The 20375-nt window shown below is 60.0% G+C and carries 4 protein-coding genes and 3 pseudogenes; 6 read left to right on the forward strand and 1 reads right to left on the reverse strand.

Features of this window, described 5'->3' with window-relative positions:
* Nucleotides 1-3: 3 nt before the first annotated feature.
* The gene (locus ACLIRY_RS14395; protein ID WP_413206108.1) at nt 4-5808 is read right to left on the reverse strand and encodes an SDR family NAD(P)-dependent oxidoreductase; all 5805 of its coding nucleotides are present in this window, start codon (nt 5806-5808) and stop codon (nt 4-6) included.
* A gap of 580 nt (nt 5809-6388) precedes the next feature.
* Between ACLIRY_RS14395 and ACLIRY_RS14400 the strand changes: the two genes are divergently transcribed.
* The 6 genes and pseudogenes from ACLIRY_RS14400 (at nt 6389) to ACLIRY_RS14425 (ending at nt 20338) form a co-directional block, all read left to right on the forward strand.
* Complete coding sequence (locus tag ACLIRY_RS14400; protein WP_413206109.1) at nt 6389-7015, forward strand: hypothetical protein; 627 nt, start codon at nt 6389-6391, stop codon at nt 7013-7015.
* A gap of 96 nt (nt 7016-7111) precedes the next feature.
* A pseudogene (locus ACLIRY_RS14405) lies at nt 7112-11026 on the forward strand (beta-ketoacyl synthase N-terminal-like domain-containing protein); the annotation flags it as partial.
* Between the two features lie 81 nt (nt 11027-11107).
* Nucleotides 11108-11225: pseudogene (locus tag ACLIRY_RS14410) on the forward strand (phosphopantetheine-binding protein); the annotation flags it as partial.
* 842 nt (nt 11226-12067) lie between these two features.
* Nucleotides 12068-12928 (forward strand): annotated as a pseudogene (locus ACLIRY_RS14415) (SDR family NAD(P)-dependent oxidoreductase); the annotation flags it as partial.
* A complete protein-coding gene (locus ACLIRY_RS14420) occupies nt 12921-18572 on the forward strand; it encodes a beta-ketoacyl synthase N-terminal-like domain-containing protein (RefSeq protein ID WP_413206110.1) in 5652 nt (1883 codons plus the stop codon). The pseudogene ACLIRY_RS14415 and the gene ACLIRY_RS14420, both read left to right, overlap by 8 nt.
* The gene (locus tag ACLIRY_RS14425) at nt 18569-20338 is read left to right on the forward strand and encodes a PfaD family polyunsaturated fatty acid/polyketide biosynthesis protein (protein ID WP_413206111.1); all 1770 of its coding nucleotides are present in this window, start codon (nt 18569-18571) and stop codon (nt 20336-20338) included. The genes ACLIRY_RS14420 and ACLIRY_RS14425 overlap by 4 nt, the downstream gene beginning before the upstream one ends.
* Nucleotides 20339-20375 lie beyond the last annotated feature (37 nt).

Genomic DNA, 20375 nt, shown 5'->3' on the forward strand with positions numbered 1-20375 from the left:
CGGTTACGCCCCAAACTGAGAGCTAAGGTCATTCCACGCCGCCAGCTCATCCAGCCCCACCACGATGTCGCTTGCGGGTATGTTCGGCGCGGCGGGTTTCGGATGCGCTGGTTTGACATCAGGTGCATTCGTCGGCACCAGCAGTTGGTCCAGAACCATTCCGAGAGCGCGGATATTGGGATGGTCGAAGAGTGCGGTGGCAGGTAGGCGAATGCCGGTGTCTCGCTGCAGGAGATCCAGCAAAGTGAGGGCGGAGAGGGAGTCCAATCCTAATTCCTGGAACCCGTCCTCTGCTCCGATCTCATCACCTTGCGGGATAATGAGCACTTGGCTCAGCAGGGACTGGAGATAGGTTTCCAACCGCCGCCGCCGGTCCCCGGCATGGGCTTCGGTCAATGCCTTCAGTACGCCTCCGAGTTCGCCTGTCCGGGCGGCGGGTGGCGTTTGCTTTGCCTCGAATTTCAGCAATCCGGCGATGAGTTCAGAACGGGTGGAAGGCTGGTTCGCCCATTTCCGCCAATCTGCATCAATCACGGTGAGGTTAGGTTCGGATTGGGTAAGCCCCTGTTCCAAGGCGTGCAAGGCGGTTTCGGGGGCAAGGGGGGTTAAGCCGATGGCTTTCCAACGTCGCTTTTGTGCCGGGTCAACGGATTCGCTCATTTTTGTGCCGGACCAGGGGCCCCATTGCAGGGAAACCACCCGTCGACCCTGTTTGCACGCAAGGGCGGCAACCGCATCCATCGCGGCATTCGCACCCGTGTAAAGCCCGCTGCCGGTTTGTCCGAACACGGCAGAGGCAGAGGAATACAGGGCGACAAAATCCAGTGCCATGCCCTCGGTGAGCTCCAACAATGTGGTGGCGGCAATGGGCTTGGCGCGGCAGACTTCGGCCATGGTGTCGGCCTTGGCGTCCCGCAACATGACATCGGCGGTGATCCCTGCGGTGTGGAAAATGCCAGCCAAAGCAGGGAGGTCTTTGCCAAAGCGGGCGAGCAACACCGATAGGGTGGTGCGATCCGAGACATCCATCCGCACCACTTCGACGGGAACACCGAGCCCATTGATACGCTCCTGTACCGCCCCCTCGGCGGGCCGACGGGAGCAGAGCACCAGATGCGCGGCCCCTTTGCGCACCAACCAATCCGCCGTTGCCAAGCCGAGGCTGCCCAATCCGCCGGTAATCAAATACGATCCGGCACCGGTAATGGGACAGCAAGCCGGTTCCGCGACCGTTGTCGGCTGCAAGCTTACGGTATGGAGGATGCCGTCCCGGATGGCGGTTTCCGCTGGTAGACCGCCGTTTTGTAAAGCAAGAGTGAGCGCCGCTTGGGAGGCCTCCTTCCCGTCCAAATCAATTAAACCTCCCCAGATCTCGGGTATCTCAAGGGCGGCTGTGCGACCAATCCCCCACAGGGCGGCAGCCACTGGGTCCGGGGTGTCATCGGGCAAAGCGGCCACAGCGGATTGGGTGATCACGTAAAGGCGAGGCGGCTGGGGTCTGCCCGCAAGAGTCTGGATCGTTTTCAATAGGCCTTGGGTCTGTACCTTGATCGCGCAGGCCATATCCGAGTTGGTGGCGGGCACCCAATGCAACACCGTCGCGATCGGTTCCTGGTCCTGGTCCTGGTCCTGATGCTGGTCCAAATATGCGGCTAAAACATTGGGCGTGATCTCGTCACGGATGTTTGCCACGCGGGCATCTTCGGTTTGCCGTTCGGCCAGGAGGAGTCCCTGACCGCCGCCAATGGCAGGTGTATCCTCTATCGAAACTGGCTTGAAACCGGCATGCCGCAACACACCATGCCAGCGATCCAAAGACAGAGTGGGGTAGAAGTCGCGCTGCTCGGCATCGGTGAACCGCCACCACCCATCGGTAAGACCGAAACTGAGGTCCAACAACCGTCGCCTTGTGGTCTGCTCCACCGCGATCAGGTGACCGGAGGCTGAGAGCAAGGTCTTCACATTGGTCAGGGTCACCGATAGATTTTGCGTGGCGTGCAGTACATTGACGGCGATAACCAGATCAAAGCCCTGGGCTGTGAACCCTTGGGCGAGCGGGTCCCGTTCGATATCCAGCAGCTGGGTGGTAAAGCTGCCCTCTTTGCCAAGGAGGGGGGCAAATCGGTCTTCCGCAGTGCTTAAAAAGGCGGGCGAGATATCGGTAAACACATACTCCACTGGCTGATCCGCCAGACGTTTGAGTAAATGGCTTGTGGTCCCGCCGGTGCCGCCGCCGATCTCTAAGATGCGGTAGCGGCCCGATTTGGGCTGACCGGCGGCGACCAGATCCGCAGCCACACGGTTGGCGCCTTGCATGCTGTGGGCTGCCCCATAAAGCCGCTCCAAAATCGCTTCGCCGCCATTTCGGAACAGCAGATCCACCGCCTCTTTCCGTCCGGTCAACACGTCGGCTAGGGCCGGGGCGCAGAGAGCCAGTAAATCAAGCTCGGCGGCGAATTGCGGAAAATCGACCCGCAACCGGGTGATCTCGTCGGCCACATTACCCAGTATCGGTGTTTTCGTGACCGTCCATCCCTCCACGGTGGTCGACAGGATGCCATCTTCGGTCAATATGTCGAGAAAGCGCCCGATCAGGCGCTTATGCGCAGGCAGAATGCCGCAATGGGTGGTCAATATGTCGACAGTGACCTTCTCGCCGATTTCAGGATTCCAGCCCAAGCTATGCAAAGCCGTGAGAATCGCCTTGGCACTGACCGGGTCCAGCTCCTGGGTAAAGGTCTCGGTCTGACGCGCCAAAATCTGATCGGTGACCGAAACCTTGGCGAGCATCTGCGCCATATTGGGCCGGGCCATGGAGACTTCTTGCCAAGCCAAGCGATAGACCAGCTTGGTCACAGGGCGAGCGGATGTCGGGAGGGGGTGGAACAGGATACCGGTCAATTCACAGACCGCCTCACCATCCAGAGTCCAAATGGTCAGATCACCGGTATCGGTTTCGCCGGTTAAACCCAGATACACCCACCCTTCTTCGGACCAATTGGTCTGGGGAGAGCGGACGCACACCCTGTCGATCACGGCGGGGACGGCGGAGGTATGGGGGGCTTCAGCCAACGTTCCAAAGCCTTCAATTTCCTCGGTCAGTCGCCGTGTAAAAGCTTGAAGGCGATCTTCTCCGGTGCCGGTTTGAGCCTGCAGCCGGGTCAAGCTTTCAGGCCGCGTTTGACCCAATCCGGCGCGGATCTGACCGAGATCCGAAGGCCTGCCCGTCTCGCTCTCGGCGGTAGCACTCATCCAGCGCAACCAGATTGGATCCCTCTCATTGGCAGTGGGGTCCGCGACGTGAAGCTCAAGACTCTTCTTGGGTCCGAAACTCACTTGCAACCGCATCTCATCGGTTAGGCCCGTGGTAATCAGTTGATGGAACGTCACTTGTCTTAGTGAAACCGCTTCCGTGTCCAATTCCTTTGCTGCGGCCTCAGCCGTTACCGCCAGGGCGATGCCTAAGGGCAAGACTGTGTCCTTGCCGAGCCGGTGGCAGCCCGCCGGGCTGGTGGCCGAGGTGTCCACCCGGATCTCCCAGATTGGGGTGGCTGTGGGGAGACGTTCCAGCTCATGCATCCCATGAGGTGGAGTTGCAGCGGTAAAATGCTGATTTCCGGGCAGGCCCAGCCAATAGCGTTGCCGGTTAAACGGGGTCAGCGGAACGATGGGGCGGTAGACCAAGCCATCGGGGAAAAGCGGAAACCAGTCTATATCGAAGCCAGACCGGTATAACGCTGCCAAGGCCGTGAGCGGATCGAAATCGGCGCCAATTTCGATCTCGGCGCGGGCCATATCCGCAGCTTCTTGCGGTGCGTCCCGTCGATCCCAAACCGCTTGCCAGTGCTCAGGTCCGATAGTTTCTCCGTCGATTACCTTTCCCAAGGTATGGGAGATGAACGGGAGGCCAGGGATTGCGGAGGGGACGGCGGCGGGCGTAAAGGGTTCGGTTCCGGCCAACGCCCGTTCCCAGTCCAATGCGAGTGACAGGGCCTCTTCACGGGAGAACACGCCAGCCACACAAGCGGCGCTGATTTCACCCAATCCACGGCCGGAAACGTCGGTGGCAGTGACCCCGGTCCGCTCAAACAGATCGGCGGCGGCCAGAGACAGGGCCACTGTAAGAGGGGCGGAGAACTCGGGATCATCGCGGAAGCTGGGGCTCAGCCTAAGTAACCATTGAGCGACCTGCGGTGCCCAATCGACCTGTCCGGAGAAGCTCAGCATGAGCTCATCGCAACCGGATACCGGTCGGCGTCCGATAATCGTATGATCGCTGTCAGGCCCGGCCTGTGCGATCCGCTCCAACGCCGAGCAAAGCTCTTTCAGCGTGCTCCCAATGGCCACGGCCCGGTGATCATACTGGCTGCGCCGGGTTGCGGCAGCGTAGCAGTAATCGGGCAGAAGCGCCGGGTCGAGCTCGGCAAGGGCTGAGAGGTGGTCCCGCGCAAGGGTGACCACCCCGTCCCGAAAGGGGGCGGACAGGGGAAGAATCAGCGGGGTCGTTGTCTCCCTTGCGGATGCTGGGTGTGGGGCGGCGGCAAGCACCACATGGGCGTTGGTCCCGCCAAAACCGAAGCCGCTCACCCCCACATGAAACGCCTGTTCCGTTGGCCAAGGTGTGAGATCGGTGGACACCTTTATATTGAGCGCATCGAAGGGAATGCGGGCATTGGGGGTCTCGTAGTTCAGCGACGGCGGAATTTGCCGGTGCCGCAGGATTTGTACCGCTTTAATGAGACCTGCCATGCCTGATGCGGATTCCAAATGTCCCACATTGGTTTTTGCAGACCCGATCAGCAGAGGCGCCCCCGCCTTGCGCCCTTCGCCTAGAACCGAGCCCAAGGCCATCACCTCAATGGGATCGCCCAAAGCGGTGCCGGTACCATGAGCCTCCACATAGTCGATTTGCGGGCCCTCAAGTCCCGCATCCTCTAGAGCGGCGCGGAGCACGGCCTCTTGTGCCGGGCCATTGGGGGCGGTGAGGCCATTGCTACGGCCATCTTGGTTCACCGCACTGCCTCGGATCACGGCTAAGATATTATCCCCGGCGACTTCGGCGTCTTGCAAACGCTTCAGCACCACAGCACCGCAGCCCTCGCCGCGCACATAGCCATCGGCCCGATCGTCAAAGGCCTTGCATCTGCCATCGGGGGCCATCATGCGGGCGGCGGAAAAGGCGATCATCAGTTCCGGCGACAGCATCAAATTCACACCGCCCACCAAGGCAGCGTCGCTATCACCGGCCCGCAAGCTTAAACACGCCGTGTGCAACGCCACTAAGGAAGAGGAACAGGCAGTATCAATGGCTTGGCTGGGGCCGCGCAGGTCGAACACATAGGAGAGCCGGTTCGCCGCCATCGCGATTGAGGTACCAGTCCCCCAGTGTAAATCCACGAACTCAGCGGTGCGGGGCAGAAGCCGGGTGTAATCGAAGGTGGAAATGCCAATAAATACGCCTGTCTTTGTGCCTGCGAGCCGCTCTTTCGTCAGCCCGGCATCTTCGAAGGCGTCTCGCGTAACCTCTAACAAAATTCGTTGTTGCGGGTCCATGCGTTCCGCTTCGATGGCAGAGATGCCGAAACATTCGGCATCGAAGCGATCCACATCGTCAATCAGACCAGCCTGGAGGGCATAGGTTTTGCCCCGCTGCCCCGGCTCTGGATCGAAGAGGGACGACATGTCCCAGCGCGTATCGTCTAACGTTAAAATTGCATGACGACCCTGGGAGAGGAGCTGCCAATACGCCTCATGGTTGTTGGCGCCGGGAAAGCGACATGCCATACCTATGAGTGCAATATCTGACATAATATCCACGGCCCCCCGAGCCCTTTTCCGCGTGCGCAGGTCTTTTTCTAGCGTCTCTTGCTGGGGTCAAGTACAGCCTTTAGATTGCATTCATCTGACTGAAAGACCTTGAATGAAAGAATTCAATTTGGGAAACGCTCAGAAAAAGACGTGATTTTTCCACATCGTTCAATCATTATTAGTACGATTGGTTTGAGAGTGTCCATTGGAAAAAACATTAGATTTATAAGATAAAAAAAATCTATCAGTGAGTGTGAAATTTCTTGCAATTCAAGATAAATCCAATTATTTTTCGCTTGCACACTAAATAGTTGAACTACGGTACAACAACCAAAAAGAGGTGCAGAGAGGGAGGGAAGCCGGTCGCGATCTGATTTGGTGTGCGTCCGTGCTGTGGCCGACATTCAATCTTCCTCTATGAGCAAAAACTCCTCTCTAGGTTGTCGATGAAGTCAAGCTCAAAACGGGTGAAATCCCGTTTTGGTTGTTCTGCGTTTTGATCCGCGCACGGGTGTTCGCTGGTCAACCGTTCCAAGTAAAAGAGTTGTTGCTGCCAATTAGCTAACCAGGAGGTTTTTCGATGCCGAGTATCCTTGAGATCAAATACGACGCGAACCACGGTGGTCTGAAGCATTTTGCCGCTGCCGCCGTTGCCGCTGCCAAAGCCGACCCGAAGGGCGCTAAGTTCTTGACCTATGTGCCGGTTCACCGTGCGCATGGCGAGCACACCGCCTACATTGCTTTCCGCGATTCCGACCACAGCGCCTCCCTGAAAGACGCGCAGGGCGACCACGCTGAGGTCCTCGCTAAGAATGCTAAGGCCGGTGTGTCCTCCTGCACCCATGTCGCGTACGAAGTCACGGATTCACATGGGAACTCCAACAGCCCGTCCCCGTACCTGCTGGTGGTCGGCCTGGATCATGCCAAGACCTCTGCCTCCGACCACATCAGCGCAGCCGCAGCCTTGCGCGATGCCAACGCTGCCGCGGATGCGCCAGTCGAGTACCATGTGCTGAAATCCGAGGGCAACCCGACCCTTCTCACTCTGCCTATGGACAGCCTGGGTGATTTCGACAAAGACGGAAAACTGAATGTTCCGTCGCTGCTGAACCACAAGGGTTCGGACGCTCACAATGTCGTTAAAGCTCTGAAAGGCGGGCATAGTTCCATCATTCTGGAATACGTACCGTCTTCCTCCAACCCGTAAGTGACGGGCTGGTAGATCTCAGGAAAACCCGCGCAATCTGGCATTGATGCGGGTTTTTCGCCCCAATAGCGCTTCCGCGTCGGCGAACAGGTTGCCATGTCCAAGTCAAATGAGCCCATCTTGCAGCCTCGCGCTCCGATTGCCATTATTGGCATGTCCTGCGTTCTGCCCGGTGCACGAACCCTTGCCGAGTATTGGCGCAATCTGGTGGAGGGTGCCCATTGCCTGGGACCGGTCCCCGGTTCGCGCTGGCGGATTGACGATTACTTCAACGAAGATCCAGCCTGCCCGGACAAAACCTATTCCCGTGTCGGAGGTTTTATCCCTGATCTGGATTTTGATCCGCTGGAATTCGGGCTTCCGGTCAGTTCTCTCGCTTCCATTGATGTGGCGCAGCTCCTTTCCCTGGTGGTGGCGAAAGAGGCGCTTCAAGACGCAGGCTTCAGACCCGACACCTCCCATCTTCATACCGGCATTGTTCTTGGGGTTTCCGGCACCACCTTGAAATTGTTGATCGGCCTTAGGGCCCGATTGGAATACCCAGTTTGGCGTCAGGTCTTAGCGGCCAACGGCATTGGGGATGCCCAAATCGACCAAATCGTCGAGCAGATCGGTTCTGCCTATCCGGAATGGACGGAAGATTCCTTTCCCGGCTTCCTGGGTAATGTGGTGGCGTCGCGGGTGGCCAATCGCCTTGATCTTGGTGGGCTTTCTTGTGCAGTGGATGCGGCCTGTGGCTCCTCGCTCTGTGCGGTGCATGTGGCGGCCAATGAATTGGAGAGTGGCCGAGCCTCCGTTATGGTCGCCGGTGGGGTGGATACGGATAACTCGATCACCTCCTATCTCAGCTTCTCTAAAACCCCGGCCTTGTCGAAAGGGGAGGCCGTGCGGTCCTTTGATGAGGGGGCGGACGGTACGCTGATCTCCGAAGGGCTGGCTATGGTGGTGATGAAGCGGCTGGCGGATGCGGAGCGGGATGGGGATCGCATCTATGCTGTGATCAAAGGTATCGGCACGAGCAGCGACGGGCGCGGCACAAGCATTTTCGCCCCCTCCGCCTCCGGTCAAGCCCGGGCGATACGGCAAGCTTTGCAGGAGGCCGCTGTGGATCCGGCCTCCATCGGCTTGATCGAAGCCCATGCCACCGGCACGGTGAGCGGTGATTCCACCGAAATGGCCGCCTTGCGCTTAGTCTATGGGAAGGGGGATGCCGGGTCCGGGCGCATTGCCCTTGGTAGCGTGAAATCGCAAATCGGCCACACTAAATCCACAGCGGGTGCCGCCAGTCTGATTAAATCAATCTTAGCACTGCATGGCAAAATTCTGCCTCCGACACTGCATGTCTCTAAACCCAGTGACGGTCTGAAGCTCGATCAGACACCGTTCTGCATCAATACCAAACTCCGTCCCTGGATGCGCACCGATAAAGAAACCCCGCGCCGGGCCGCTGTCAGTGCCATGGGCTTCGGCGGCACCAATTATCATGTGGTGCTGGAAGAATATGAAGCGGACGCGCCTGCTCAATCGCTTCCATTTAACCCCGCGCTTCAAATGGTGCTGCTCGTCGCCTCCGATCCCGCCAGCCTGGCTCGGCGGATCGGCGACCAGCTCGCGACTTTGCGGATCGAGGCGGATTACCACGCCTTAATCTCCCAGAGCCGGGACAGCACACCGAATGCCCATGAAGCCCGTCTCGGTCTGCTCTGTACAGACAGAGAGGATCTGATCAGCAAGCTGAAACTGGCAAAAGCCCGACTTGAGCAGCAACCGGAGGCGGAGTCCTGGCAACTCCCCAATGGCTGCCACTACCGTCGAGCAGGCTTTAAGGGGGTGGAGCAAGTAGTGGCGGTGTTCCCGGGGCAAGGGGCGCAATATGTGGGCATGGGCACAAGGCTGACCATTGAACGGCCGGAGGCCATGGCGAGCCTGGCCCAGTTCGATGCGCTCTATGTCGCAGCCGGTCATGCTCCGCTTTCCGCCAAGCTCTACCCACAGCCGTCGTTCACTCCCCAAGAAGAAAAGGCACGCTCTGCCGACCTGACCCGCACACTCTATGCCCAAGGCAGTGTTGGTGCGGTGAGCATGGCCAGTTATGGGGCGTTGAAACAGGCCGGATTGGCTCCGAAACACTTCTTAGGGCACAGTTTTGGTGAATTGACCGCGCTCTGGGCAGGGGGGGCTATGGGAGATGAGGTCTACCGTTCCTTGGTCTTGGCACGGGGCAGTTCACTCACGCCGCCCACCAAAGGGAGGGCAAAAGGGGGAGCCAAAGAAGAGGATGCGGGGACGCTTATCGCAGTCCAAGCGGATGCCGGGACGGTGGAAGAGGCCATTGCGGCCATCGACGGCGTCAGCATTGCCAATATCAACGGACCGGAACAAGTGGTCGTCGGCGGAACCATCGCGGGTATCGACGCGGCGGATGCTCAGTTGAAGGCGGCGGGACTGGACGTGATCCGCCTACCAGTCGCGGCGGCTTTCCACACCGCATGTGTCCGTTACGCCAAAACCCCCTGGCTGGCCGCTCTTGAACAGGCGGCGTTCGCAACACCCCAAGAAACCGTCTTCAGCAATGTGACCGGAGGGGCTTTTCCCAAAAACGCGGAGGCAGTGCGAGATATGCTCGCCCAGCAGCCGTTTAGCCCGGTGCGGTTCTTGGAAATGATTGAGACCTCCTATCGCCAAGGCGGTCGGGTGTTTGTGGAAATCGGCCCCCGCGCCATTTTGGGCAAACTGATCGGCACCATTTTAGGCGACCGTCCCCATCTGACCATTGCCACCAACCCTCGTGCCGGGGGCGATGATGCCGCCCAATTGCGCGAGGCGATTTTGGCACTGCGGGTGGCGGGTCTGCCCTTGACCGACATTGAGCCCTTAGCCCCCGCCCCTAAAGCGGCGCCGAACAACCGCCGCATTGTTTCCCTTAACGCTGGTCGTCCCGTTTTCATGCCAAGCAAACGCCCCGACACACCGCTCGTCCAATCACCCCACCCCGTACCGGCTCAAGCGGAAGCCCCTGCTCCTGCGCCACAGCCGATTATGTCGGCTCCCGCACCACAGCCGATTGCGTCGGCTCCCGCACCACAGCCGATTGCGTCGGCTCCCGCACCACAGCCGATTGCGTCGGCTCCCGCATCACAGCCGATTATGTCGGCGGCGGAGACGGCGGACGCCTATGGGCTGATGCGCAAAACCTTGGAACTGCATGAGCGCTTCTTAACCTTGCAGACGGACCGTCTGGAAGTGCCCGCGCAACTCTATCAGCGGGGCGATGAGGCCTCGTTACGGGCCGCGCAGGCTTTTCAAGAAGATCAAGCGGCTCTGATGCGTGCCCACGAGACCTTCCTGCGCGGTCAAACCGCGCAGTTGGCTTCCCTCGGACAGCTGACTGGAGGACTGGGTCCCGCCAGACCTCCCGCGCCGTCCATGCCGCCCGCGCCGTCCATGCCTGTGCCGCCCCCTGCACCAATCCCGGCACCAAACCCTTCGGTCCCGGACCCTGTCGCGGCGCCCCCTTCGAGGGCCCCGGTGATGGTGGATGCGGAAGGCCTGCTGCTGCAGATCGTTGCGGAAAAATCCGGGTATCCGGCGGAGTTTCTGGATCTGGGCATGAATATGGAGGCCGATCTCGGCATCGATTCCATTAAGCGGGTGGAGATCCTGACCGCTCTGGCCGAAGCGCTGCCCGACACGCCCCCAGTGAAAGAGCTGGCCCGGTCCCGCAGCTTGGCCGAAGTCTTGGCACGCCTCAACGCGGGTAGCCCGGCCCCCGCTCAGGCGGTAGCGCCCGCCCCGGCCGCGAAGGGGTTGGATGCGGAACGTCTGCTGCTGGAGATCGTCGCGGAAAAATCCGGGTATCCGGCGGAGTTTCTGGATCTGGGCATGAATATGGAGGCCGATCTCGGCATCGATTCCATTAAACGGGTGGAGATCCTGACAGCTCTGGTCGATGCACTGCCTGGCGCCCCCCCCGTGAAAGAGTTGGCCCAGTCCCGCAGCTTGGCCGATGTTTTGGCACGCCTAAACACAGGTGGCCCGCCCCCCGCTCCGGAGGTAGCGCCCAGACTGGCCGCGCTCGATTTGGATGTGGAAGCCCTGCTGCTGGAGATCGTAGCGGAAAAATCCGGTTATCCGGCGGAATTCCTGGATCTGGACATGAATATGGAAGCGGACCTGGGGATTGATTCCATCAAACGGGTGGAGATCGCGTCGTCTCTGGGCATTCAAACCGGCCTGCCCGCTTCCCAAGTCAAACCGTTGAGCACGGCGCGGCTGTTGCGGGATTTGGTCGATACGGTGGTGGCCTATCTGAACCAGGCGGCATTTGAGACACCGCTTCCGGTCGTAAATGAGCAGACTCCTCTTATTACCGAAGCCCGTGCCGCCGTGATCAGTCCCGTCGGACCACCGATGCCGGTTGGCCTGCCCGAGCAGTCGGTCATTCTGCTGGTCGGTGAGGACCAAGTCGAGCTTCAGACATTGACGGAAAAACTCACCGTCATGGGGCATCGCCCCCTGCCGCTGCCGCTCCCGGTTCCCCTGGCGGAATGTGTTGAGGTGCAAATCGAGGCGGCTGTCTTGAATGTGGTTGGAAACCATGACGGATTAGATGCCGTGGTGCATCTGTCCTCTGCCATGGCGGATCGGGATCGTCTGCGCGCTGAGCAAATCGGTTTACTGCTGCTCGCCAAACACTGCATTGAGCCGCTTTCCTCCAAAGGATCGGCCCGCTTCCTCGCCGTGACCCGGATTGATGGCGCGATGGGGTTTGGTGCGGATCGGAAGGACCATGCCATGGGCGGCGGGGCCGGTGGCTTGATGCGCACGTTACACTTGGAATGCCCCGCGATCGAAGCCCACACAGTGGATATCGATCCGCTGACCCCGGTTGATCAGATGGTGGAGCAAGTGGTGAGGGAGCTTTCAGGCGCTCAAACCGAAATGCTGGGTACCGCATGGCGGGAGGGGACGCGTTACGGAATCGAGCTTGTGGGGCAAGAGGCGGTCGCAGAGGATCGCGGCCCCGATGAAAATGATCTGATCCTTGTCACCGGCGGGGCTCGGGGTGTGACCTCGGCCTGCGTGCAAGCTTTGGCGGAACGTAGCGGGTGCCGCTTGGTGTTATTGGGCCGGACCGAGCGCAACATGGACGACCCGCTTTGGTCACGAGGCGCAGAAAGCATTGCGGAATTGCGCGCCAAATATCTGGAAGATATCAAGCGGTCGGGCATTCGGGCGCATCCCCGGGAGATTGAAGCGGTTTGCCAAAGGGTGTTTGCCGGTCGGGAAATCGAAAACACCCTCGCACGGCTCGGTCAAACCGGCAGTGCGGTGCATTATGTTTCCGTCGATGTGGGCGATGCGGACGCGGTACAAAATGCGGTCGCCGAGATCACCGAAAACTGGGGTCCGATCACCGGGTTGGTCCATGGGGCCGGGGCCTTGGCCGATTGCTTGATCACCAACAAGACCAAAGCGCATGTGGACAAGGTGTTCGCCCCGAAAGTGGATGGGCTCAACCATCTTCTCGCCGCGTTGGACCCGGAACAGCTGCGCTATCTGGCCCTGTTCTCCTCCACCTCCGCCACCAATGGCAATGAGGGGCAAGCCGATTACGCCATGGCCAATGAGATCTTGAACGTTGTCGCCCGTCGGATGGCGGGCCGATTACCGGATTGCCGTGTGGTCGCTTTTGATTGGGGGCCCTGGCAAGGGGGCATGGTGACGGCGGACATGGAAGAGCGTTTCATTGAAAAAGGCATCTGGCCCATCCCGCTGGATCAAGGGGCGGCGTTATTTGTCAACGAGCTCTCCCGCGCTCCTGGCGGCCCGGCCCAACTGGTGGTGGAAGCCCATCCGATTGCTCCTGCTGACGCGATGACACTGCACGATAAAGAAACGCTCAATGCCTAACTTTTTCGATCCGATTGCTGTGGTCGGTCAAGGCTGCTTCGTGCCTGATGCGGCGAATATGCCCGAGTTTCTGGCGAACCTGGATGCGGGAGCCTGCGCCATTCGCGCGGCAAGCCCCAGAGAATGGCGAATAGATCCCTCTCTGTTCTACGATGCCGAGCGCGGTAAGGCGGACCGGATTTCCAATATTACCGGCGGCTGGCTTTCCGACCAAGACCTGGATTTGGAGGGGTACCAGCTTCCCGCCACCCAATTGGCCCGTTTCGATAATTTGCAAAAATGGCCACTGCAGGCCTGCCGCGAGGCGCTTGAAACCGCCGGATTGCGTGGCAATACGGCGGCATTGCAACGCTGTGGTATTATCCTCGGGGCCTATACTTGGTCGGTCACCCGCTCGGTCAGCTCCTTGGTGGGCCCGGATTATGACCGGCTGATGGAACCGGCCTTGCGGGAGGTGCTGGAGGGCTACCCCATTGACTGGGATCGGCTGCGTCCGGATCGCGGTCCTATCGATCCGCTGAACGGGGCCATTGCAGGGACTACGGCCAGCACTTTGGCGCGCGCTCTGGGGTTAGCCGGCCCCCGCTATGCCATTGATGCCGCCTGTGCCAGCATCGTTTACTGCATGAAACTGGCCGCCTTTCATCTCAAACACGGCCATGCGGACAGTATGCTGGTGGCCGCGGTTAGTGCTTCTGATCCGGTGTTCGCCTCGCTTGGGTTTTCCACCTTACAAGCCCTGCCGACGGACCGTAGCCGCCCGTTCGATGCAAAATCCGACGGTTTGGCCGTGGCGGAAGGGGCGGTTGCTTTGGTGCTCAAGCCACTTTCCCTAGCCGAGCGGGCCGGGGATGAGATCCTCGGCATTATTCGCGGCATCGGTCTGAGCAGTGACGGAAAGGGCCAGCATATCGTCACCCCCAACCGTATCGGCCAGTTGGCTGCCTGCGAGCGGGCCTATGAAGAAGCCGGTATTGATCCAAAGAGTGTTGATTACGTGGAATGCCACGCCACCGGCACAGCGCTCGGCGATCGCAGCGAAGTGGACGTGATTGCCACCTTCTTCACCGGCCCAACACCGCCTCGCATTGGCTCGCTCAAGTCCAATATCGGCCATTTGCTGACCGGGGCTGGCGGAGCGGGACTCATCAAAATCTTGCACGCGTTCAATACCGGCACCATCCCCGCCACCATTGGCATTCGAGAGTCCATTACCTCTGAAGATGGCCGTGTCAATGGGGATCTCATCGTGCAAACCCCCAGCCAATGGCCAAATCGGGACAGCGATCCCCGTCGCGCGGCGATCAACGTTTTCGGCTTTGGCGGTACCAATGCCCATATGGTGGTCGATGCCCCTGGGGCGGCACTGCACTTGCGCTCGCCCGAAACGACACCCCAGCCGGAAACCGATCTGGCCGTGATCGGCATGGCTGGATGTTTTGCCGGATGGCGGGATATGGACGCGTTGAGTACGGCATTCTATCGGGGTCGGTCCGGTCTCCGAGACGTGCCGCCAAACCGGTTCTCCGGCCTCAGCCCCAATCACTTGGCTCCTATTGGTGGCTATCTGGATGGGTTTGAAGTGGATATGCTCCGCTTCCGCATGCCGCCAAAGGAACTCAAAAATCTCAACCCACAACATCTTCTGACACTAGATACCGCCGACGCCGCGCTCCGCGAAGCGGGAATTGAGCCGGGCAGCCGGGTGGCGGTGTTGGTCGGCATGGGGCATGAACCGTTCATTCAACGATTGCAAGAACGTTGGGAAGCGGAACCCCGATTGCGCCGCACCTTAAAAGAGGCTGGTCTCGATTTGCCGGAAGACACCGTCCAGGCATTGATCGACGCGGTGGCGGACGGGCTGCATCGCAAGCCGGAAGCTGGTGATTTCTTAGGCTATGTGGGCAATTTGCTGGCGTCACGGGTGGCGGCACTTTGGGATTTCTCTGGCCCGGCGTTTTCCTTGTCAGAAGAAGAAAACTCCGTGTTCCGGGCTGTGCAAATCGCGCAGATGATGTTGGATGCCGGAGAAGCCGAAGCGGTGGTCGTCGTTGGCATTGATCTGACCGGCACCGCCGAACATTTAAACCTGCGGGCCCGTTACGCCACCCAAGCGGCCGCGGAAGGTCACCCCTTTGGCTTCGATCGGAACAATAAGGGGTGGATGCCAGGCGAGGGGGCCGGGGCTTTGGTGCTAACCAAGCCAGAGGCGGCAAGGGCGCAAAATCGCCCGATCCATGCCTGCCTCTCCGGCATGTCTCTGATCGATGCGCCCGCTCAACACCCCCATGACCAAGCACCCGCGCCGATTGAAACCGATGCGGCGTTGACGGAAGCCCTGCGTGACACGCTGGCGAAGGCGGGGCTCAGTTCCAACGATATCGGCTATGTAGAAGCCCATGCCAGCGGCATCGCAGCGGAGGATCAGGCAGAAATCACCGCGCTGAAAAATGTCTTCGCGATGGAACGCACGGGTCTGAAACCGGCTTTGGGCTCGGCGAAAGCGCTGCTCGGTCACAGCATGGCGGCGTCGGGTATCGCCGCTCTCATCCATGCGGTTCTGGCGGTGCGGGACCGCTATCTGCCACCCGTGCCCGATTGGGCCGGACCGAAATCGGCTGCGCTGGCCGACGCGGGGTTATGGGTCACCGAACAGCCCATTCCCTGGATCACCGGTACTGATAAGGTTCGAGCCGCTATCGTGACAAGCCTGGGGTTAGACGGCTGTGTCGGCTCGGTGGCGGTGGTGGAAGAGCCTGTGACCCTGCCAGTGCCCCTGCGCGTGACGTCGAGCACCGATCTGTCACCTATCGTCCTGCCGGTGACCGCTCCCGATCTGGCGGGCTTGCAGGAGGGATTGCGCGCGGTCAAAACACGGTTGCGTCAAGGGGAAGATCCGGTTCGCGTGGCGCAAGAGCACAGCGAGATGAAATCTGCTCTTGCCCTGGCCTTGGTGGGCGAGGACGCGGCGGACCTTCAGCAAGAAGCCGACGCCTTGGAGCACGCCTTGGCCGATTATGCGGCGCGCGGCAAGACCTGGACCTCGCCAAGGGGGAGCTATTTCACCGGCCAACCTGTGGGGCCTGCCTCGAAAATCGCTTTTGTTTATTCGGGAATGAACGCGGTGGATGTGGGCATGGGCCGGGATCTATTCCGATTGCTGCCCGAGGCGATAGAAAGGCTCGCGGATTATGGCGATCCAGCGATGATCCTCGACACCAAGCTGCTGTATCCGCCCCAGGCCATGGGACCGGGCAATGCGGCGGAATGGGATAGGGCTCAGGCGCGTTTGCAAGGTTCCATCGCGGATCTGCTTAAGCTCGGCGTGGTACTGCCCACCCTGTCCACCCGGCTTTTGAAATCAAAGCTCGGGCTGACCCCGGATATCATATTCGGTTATAGTTTGGGCGAGTTGAGTATGTTGCATGCGGCGGGGCATTGGCCCCTCTCCAGCTCTGAATTCGATGCGCTGATGCACTCCGACGCCCTCGCCCGGTTGATGGGCCCCATGGAGGGGGTGCGTGCGCATTTCGGCTTGGAAAAGACGAACACTGTCCGATGGACCAGCCACGTTCTTTTGGCCTCCGCCGAGGAGGTTCGAGGGCGGATCGGCGATTATAATCGGGTGTTTGTCACCCATATCAACACGCCGGAAGAAACCGTGATTGCCGGGGATCCTGAACAATGCGCTGCTCTGATCCGAGACCTGAATCGGGATGGGGTGGAAATAGCCGCTCCCTTGGCCATCCACTGCCCGCCCTCCTTTGCCGAAAAGGACCGTCTGGCCCGAGTCCTGGGAATCCCCGCCGACACGCCGCCCGAACCCCGCGCCCTGTTGAGTGCTGCGGATGATCGGGAGTGGACGCCAGAGGTCCTGGCGGATTGGATGGCGACGGGCTTTTGCACCACGGTTAATTTCCCCGCGCAAATTCAAAGTGCCCACGAGGCCGGAGCACGGGTGTTTGTGGAACTGGGTCCAGGCGCATCTTGCACCCGCTGGATCAGTGAAACCCTTGGTGCTGACAAGCCCTATTGCGCCGTCTCGGTCAGCCAGCGAGGCCTTCCCGAAGCCCAGTGTCTGGCGCGTCTCGAAGCGGCGCTGGTGTCTCATCGGGTGCCGTTGACAAAGCCCCTCGCGAAGAAGGCTGCTCACGCCGACAGATCGAGAACCATCCCTATCGAACTGGGCGGCCCGCCGATTACCGCCAAGCTGCGGGATCCGAAGCTACGCCAGCTCTTGAAACAGGGGTTGCAAAACCCCTCGGTCCCGTCGCAACCGCCGATCCCCGCACCTTCGCCTCCCCTATTCGATACACGGCGTGATGTGATTCGCGCATTATTTGCCAATGCTTGGCAACAGGCTGCCACCCATGACGCTCTGCTGGAACTGGCCGAACGGATGCCGCTGCCAAGTCAGGGGGCGGCACGTCCCTCCGCCCCCCTGCACAAGCCTGTCTCCCACGCACCCGTCGAGACTCCGATATTGGATGAAGCGGCGGTGATGGAGTTTGCCGAGGGCAAAATCTCCCGCGTTTTCGGACCAAATTGGGCGGACATCGATCAATACCCACTGCGCCTCCGCCTGCCGAGCCCACCCTTCACCGCGCTCAGTCGGGTAACCCTGATGGAGGGCACGCCCAATGTGCTGGGTCCGGCCCGGATCGTTACCGAATATGATGTGCCAGAAAATGCCTGGTATGGGGTGGATGGCCAAGCCCCCTATATGGCGCTGGACGCCCAGGGGATTTTGGTGCTGGCCTCCTGGCTTGGGGTGGACCGGCTTAATCAAGGCCTCCGCCACTATCGCTGGCTGGACGCCACCTTCACCTATTACGGAGATATGCCTCAGGCCGGAGAGACCATCGCCTATGATATCTCGCTGCGCCGCTTCTCGGAAGCGGGCGACGCGCTACTGTTCTATACGGATTTTGATTGCTCCGTTTCCGGTCGTCCGATGATGACCATCCGGGATTGCTGCGCCGGGTTCTTCACCGCAGAGGAATTGAAAGGCGGGGCGGGCATCACCGAAGCCCATCGATCCCGCGAGCCAAGATCTTTCCCCCGAAACCAAGCGCCTCTGGCGGTGACCCGATCCGTATTGGATCAACAAGACCTGCTTGCGCTGTCTCGAGGTCAGCTGGAAATTCTCACCAATACCCCATCGCCAGGTCCGCAGGGTTTGAAGCTTCCGCCACCCGCAGTGCAAATGATTGATCGGGTCACGGAGATTGATACGACCGGCGGGGCCTATGGCATTGGGGCACTTTATGCGGAAAAGGACCTCGATCCCACCGATTGGTATATCCGCAGTCACTTCAAGGACGATCCGGTCTATGCCGGTCCCTGCATGTTGGAAGGCAGCCGCCAGACCTTGCAAATCTTCATGCTCGCCTGCGGCATGGACCAACAGGTCACCGGCCCGGCCCGTTTCCAACCGGTCCTGGATGTGCCGGTGCGGGTGCGTTTTAGGGGACAAGTGCCGGGAGAGGTCGGTGTGTTCGGCTATCGAATCACCATCATTGGCCTAGAAAATGGCCCCGCGCCATGGGTGGTTGCCGATGTGGAGTTTATCTATAACGGTCGAGTGATCGGCTTGATGGAGGGGCTCGGCATGCGCATCGCTCAAAAAGAGGTCCAATCATGACGGCCAATCCGCAACAGCTTCGCCAAGATCTTTTGGATTTGACGCGACCCTGTCAATGGAACGGGCTGCAGATTCCCGCCTTTCCCCCCGACAAACTGGGCGATCCAGGCTTCCGATCCGCCCATGGGGTTCGCTTCAATTATATGGCCGGAGCCATGGCCAATGGGATATCCTCCGTTGAGTTGGTTGTCGCCATGGGGAAGGCAGGTTATCTCGGCAGTTTTGGGGCTGCCGGTCTGGACCTGTCGCAGATCGACGCTGCGATAAAAGAGCTGCGCCAACGACTGCCCAGTGGACCGTTCGCAGTGAATTTGATCCACCATTTCGATCGGCCGGATCAAGAAATGGCGCTGGTGGATCTGTGTTTAAGCCGAGGTGTGCGCAGCCTGGAAGCCTCTGCCTTCACCGACTTGCAACCGGCTTTGGTGCGGTTCCGGGCCGCCGGGTTGCGCCGGGCCGGGGATGGCTCGGTGCAGGCGGATACCCAGCTGATCGTCAAACTCTCCAACCCTTCCCTGGCGCTGCGGATGATGCAGCCCGCGCCCTTGGAGATGTTGAGGCAATTGACAGCCGCCGGTTTGATCACCTCCGAGCAGGCCGTCTTGGCGTCAGAGGTTCCCGTGGCTGGAGATGTTACGGTGGAAGCGGATTCTGGTGGCCATACGGATTCCCAGCAACTCACCAGCCTGCTGCCCCTTATCCTGTCGATCCGCAATGATGTCGCGCTCAACAGCGGTCACTTTGTGCGCATCGGTGCGGCCGGGGGCATTGGCACACCTGCAGCCGTTGCCGCAGCCTTTGGCTTGGGCGCGGACTATGTGGTGACCGGATCAATCAACCAAGCTTGTGTGGAAGCGGGCACCTCGGCCATCGTCAAACTGCATTTGGCGGAAATGGGGACCGATGATGTTGTCTTAGCGCCCTCCGCCGACATGTTCGAATTGGGGGCAAAGGTCCAGGTCTCCAAACGGGCCACCTTATTTGCCTTCCGAGCCCGACGCTTAGAGGCACTCTTCCAAGCCCACCAGTCCATTGATGAGATCCCTGCCCTGGAAAAAGTCAAGCTGGAACGGCAGATCTTCCAATGTTCCATTGATGAGGTTTGGGGTCAGGTGGAGCGCTATTTCCAACCCCGCGACCCCGAAACGCTAGACTGTGCCCGGCGTGATCCCAAACATCGCATGGCGTTGATCTTCCGCTGGTATTTGGGGCAAAGCTCCGCTTGGGCGATCGCCGGTCGACGGGAGGCGGACCATCAAGTCTGGTGTGGCCCGGCCATGGGAGCGTTTAATCATTGGACCCGAGGCAGTGCCTACGCGGACCCCACCAAGCGACAGGTTTTCGAGGTGGCGGGGGGGCTGATGCGGGGCGCGGCCTACCTCACCCGCCTCAGCGCACTTCGATTGGCGGGGGTCGTGGTGCCACCTGCCCTCGCGCAATTGGGACCCGAAGACGTGATCCCGCAAACTCAACCAGCGTCTCCAGTTCAATCGGCTTCTGCCCCTGCGCCTCAGGCTCCGAAGAGAGTTGGTGCGCCGCATATCAAACGCTTTTTGGTGCAGCAAATCGCCCGTCAATCGGGCCTGTCTCCGGAAGACATCGACATCCGCGCGCCGTTTGATAGTTTCGGTTTGAACTCCATCAAGGCTCTGGTGGTCATGGCGAAACTAGAGGAGTTCTTGGGTTTGAAACTGCCGCAAACCCTGGTGTGGAATTATCCGTCCATCGACAGCTTATCGAAAAAACTGGCTGAGAATGCACTCTAGACATCACCTCCAGTCCGATGCGGCGGGGTTTCCTGTA

Source organism: Rhodospirillum sp. A1_3_36, assembly GCF_047263945.1.
In the GTDB taxonomy this organism is placed as follows: domain Bacteria; phylum Pseudomonadota; class Alphaproteobacteria; order Rhodospirillales; family Rhodospirillaceae; genus Rhodospirillum.

Bases quoted from the DNA above. Each gene is read 5' to 3' on its own strand.
- ACLIRY_RS14400 (WP_413206109.1), top strand. From the start codon at position 6,389: ATGCCGAGTATCCTTGAGATCAAATACGACGCGAACCACGGTGGTCTG.
- ACLIRY_RS14395 (WP_413206108.1), bottom strand. From the start codon at position 5,808: ATGTCAGATATTGCACTCATAGGTATGGCATGTCGCTTTCCCGGCGCC.
- ACLIRY_RS14420 (WP_413206110.1), top strand. From the start codon at position 12,921: ATGCCTAACTTTTTCGATCCGATTGCTGTGGTCGGTCAAGGCTGCTTC.
- ACLIRY_RS14425 (WP_413206111.1), top strand. From the start codon at position 18,569: ATGACGGCCAATCCGCAACAGCTTCGCCAAGATCTTTTGGATTTGACG.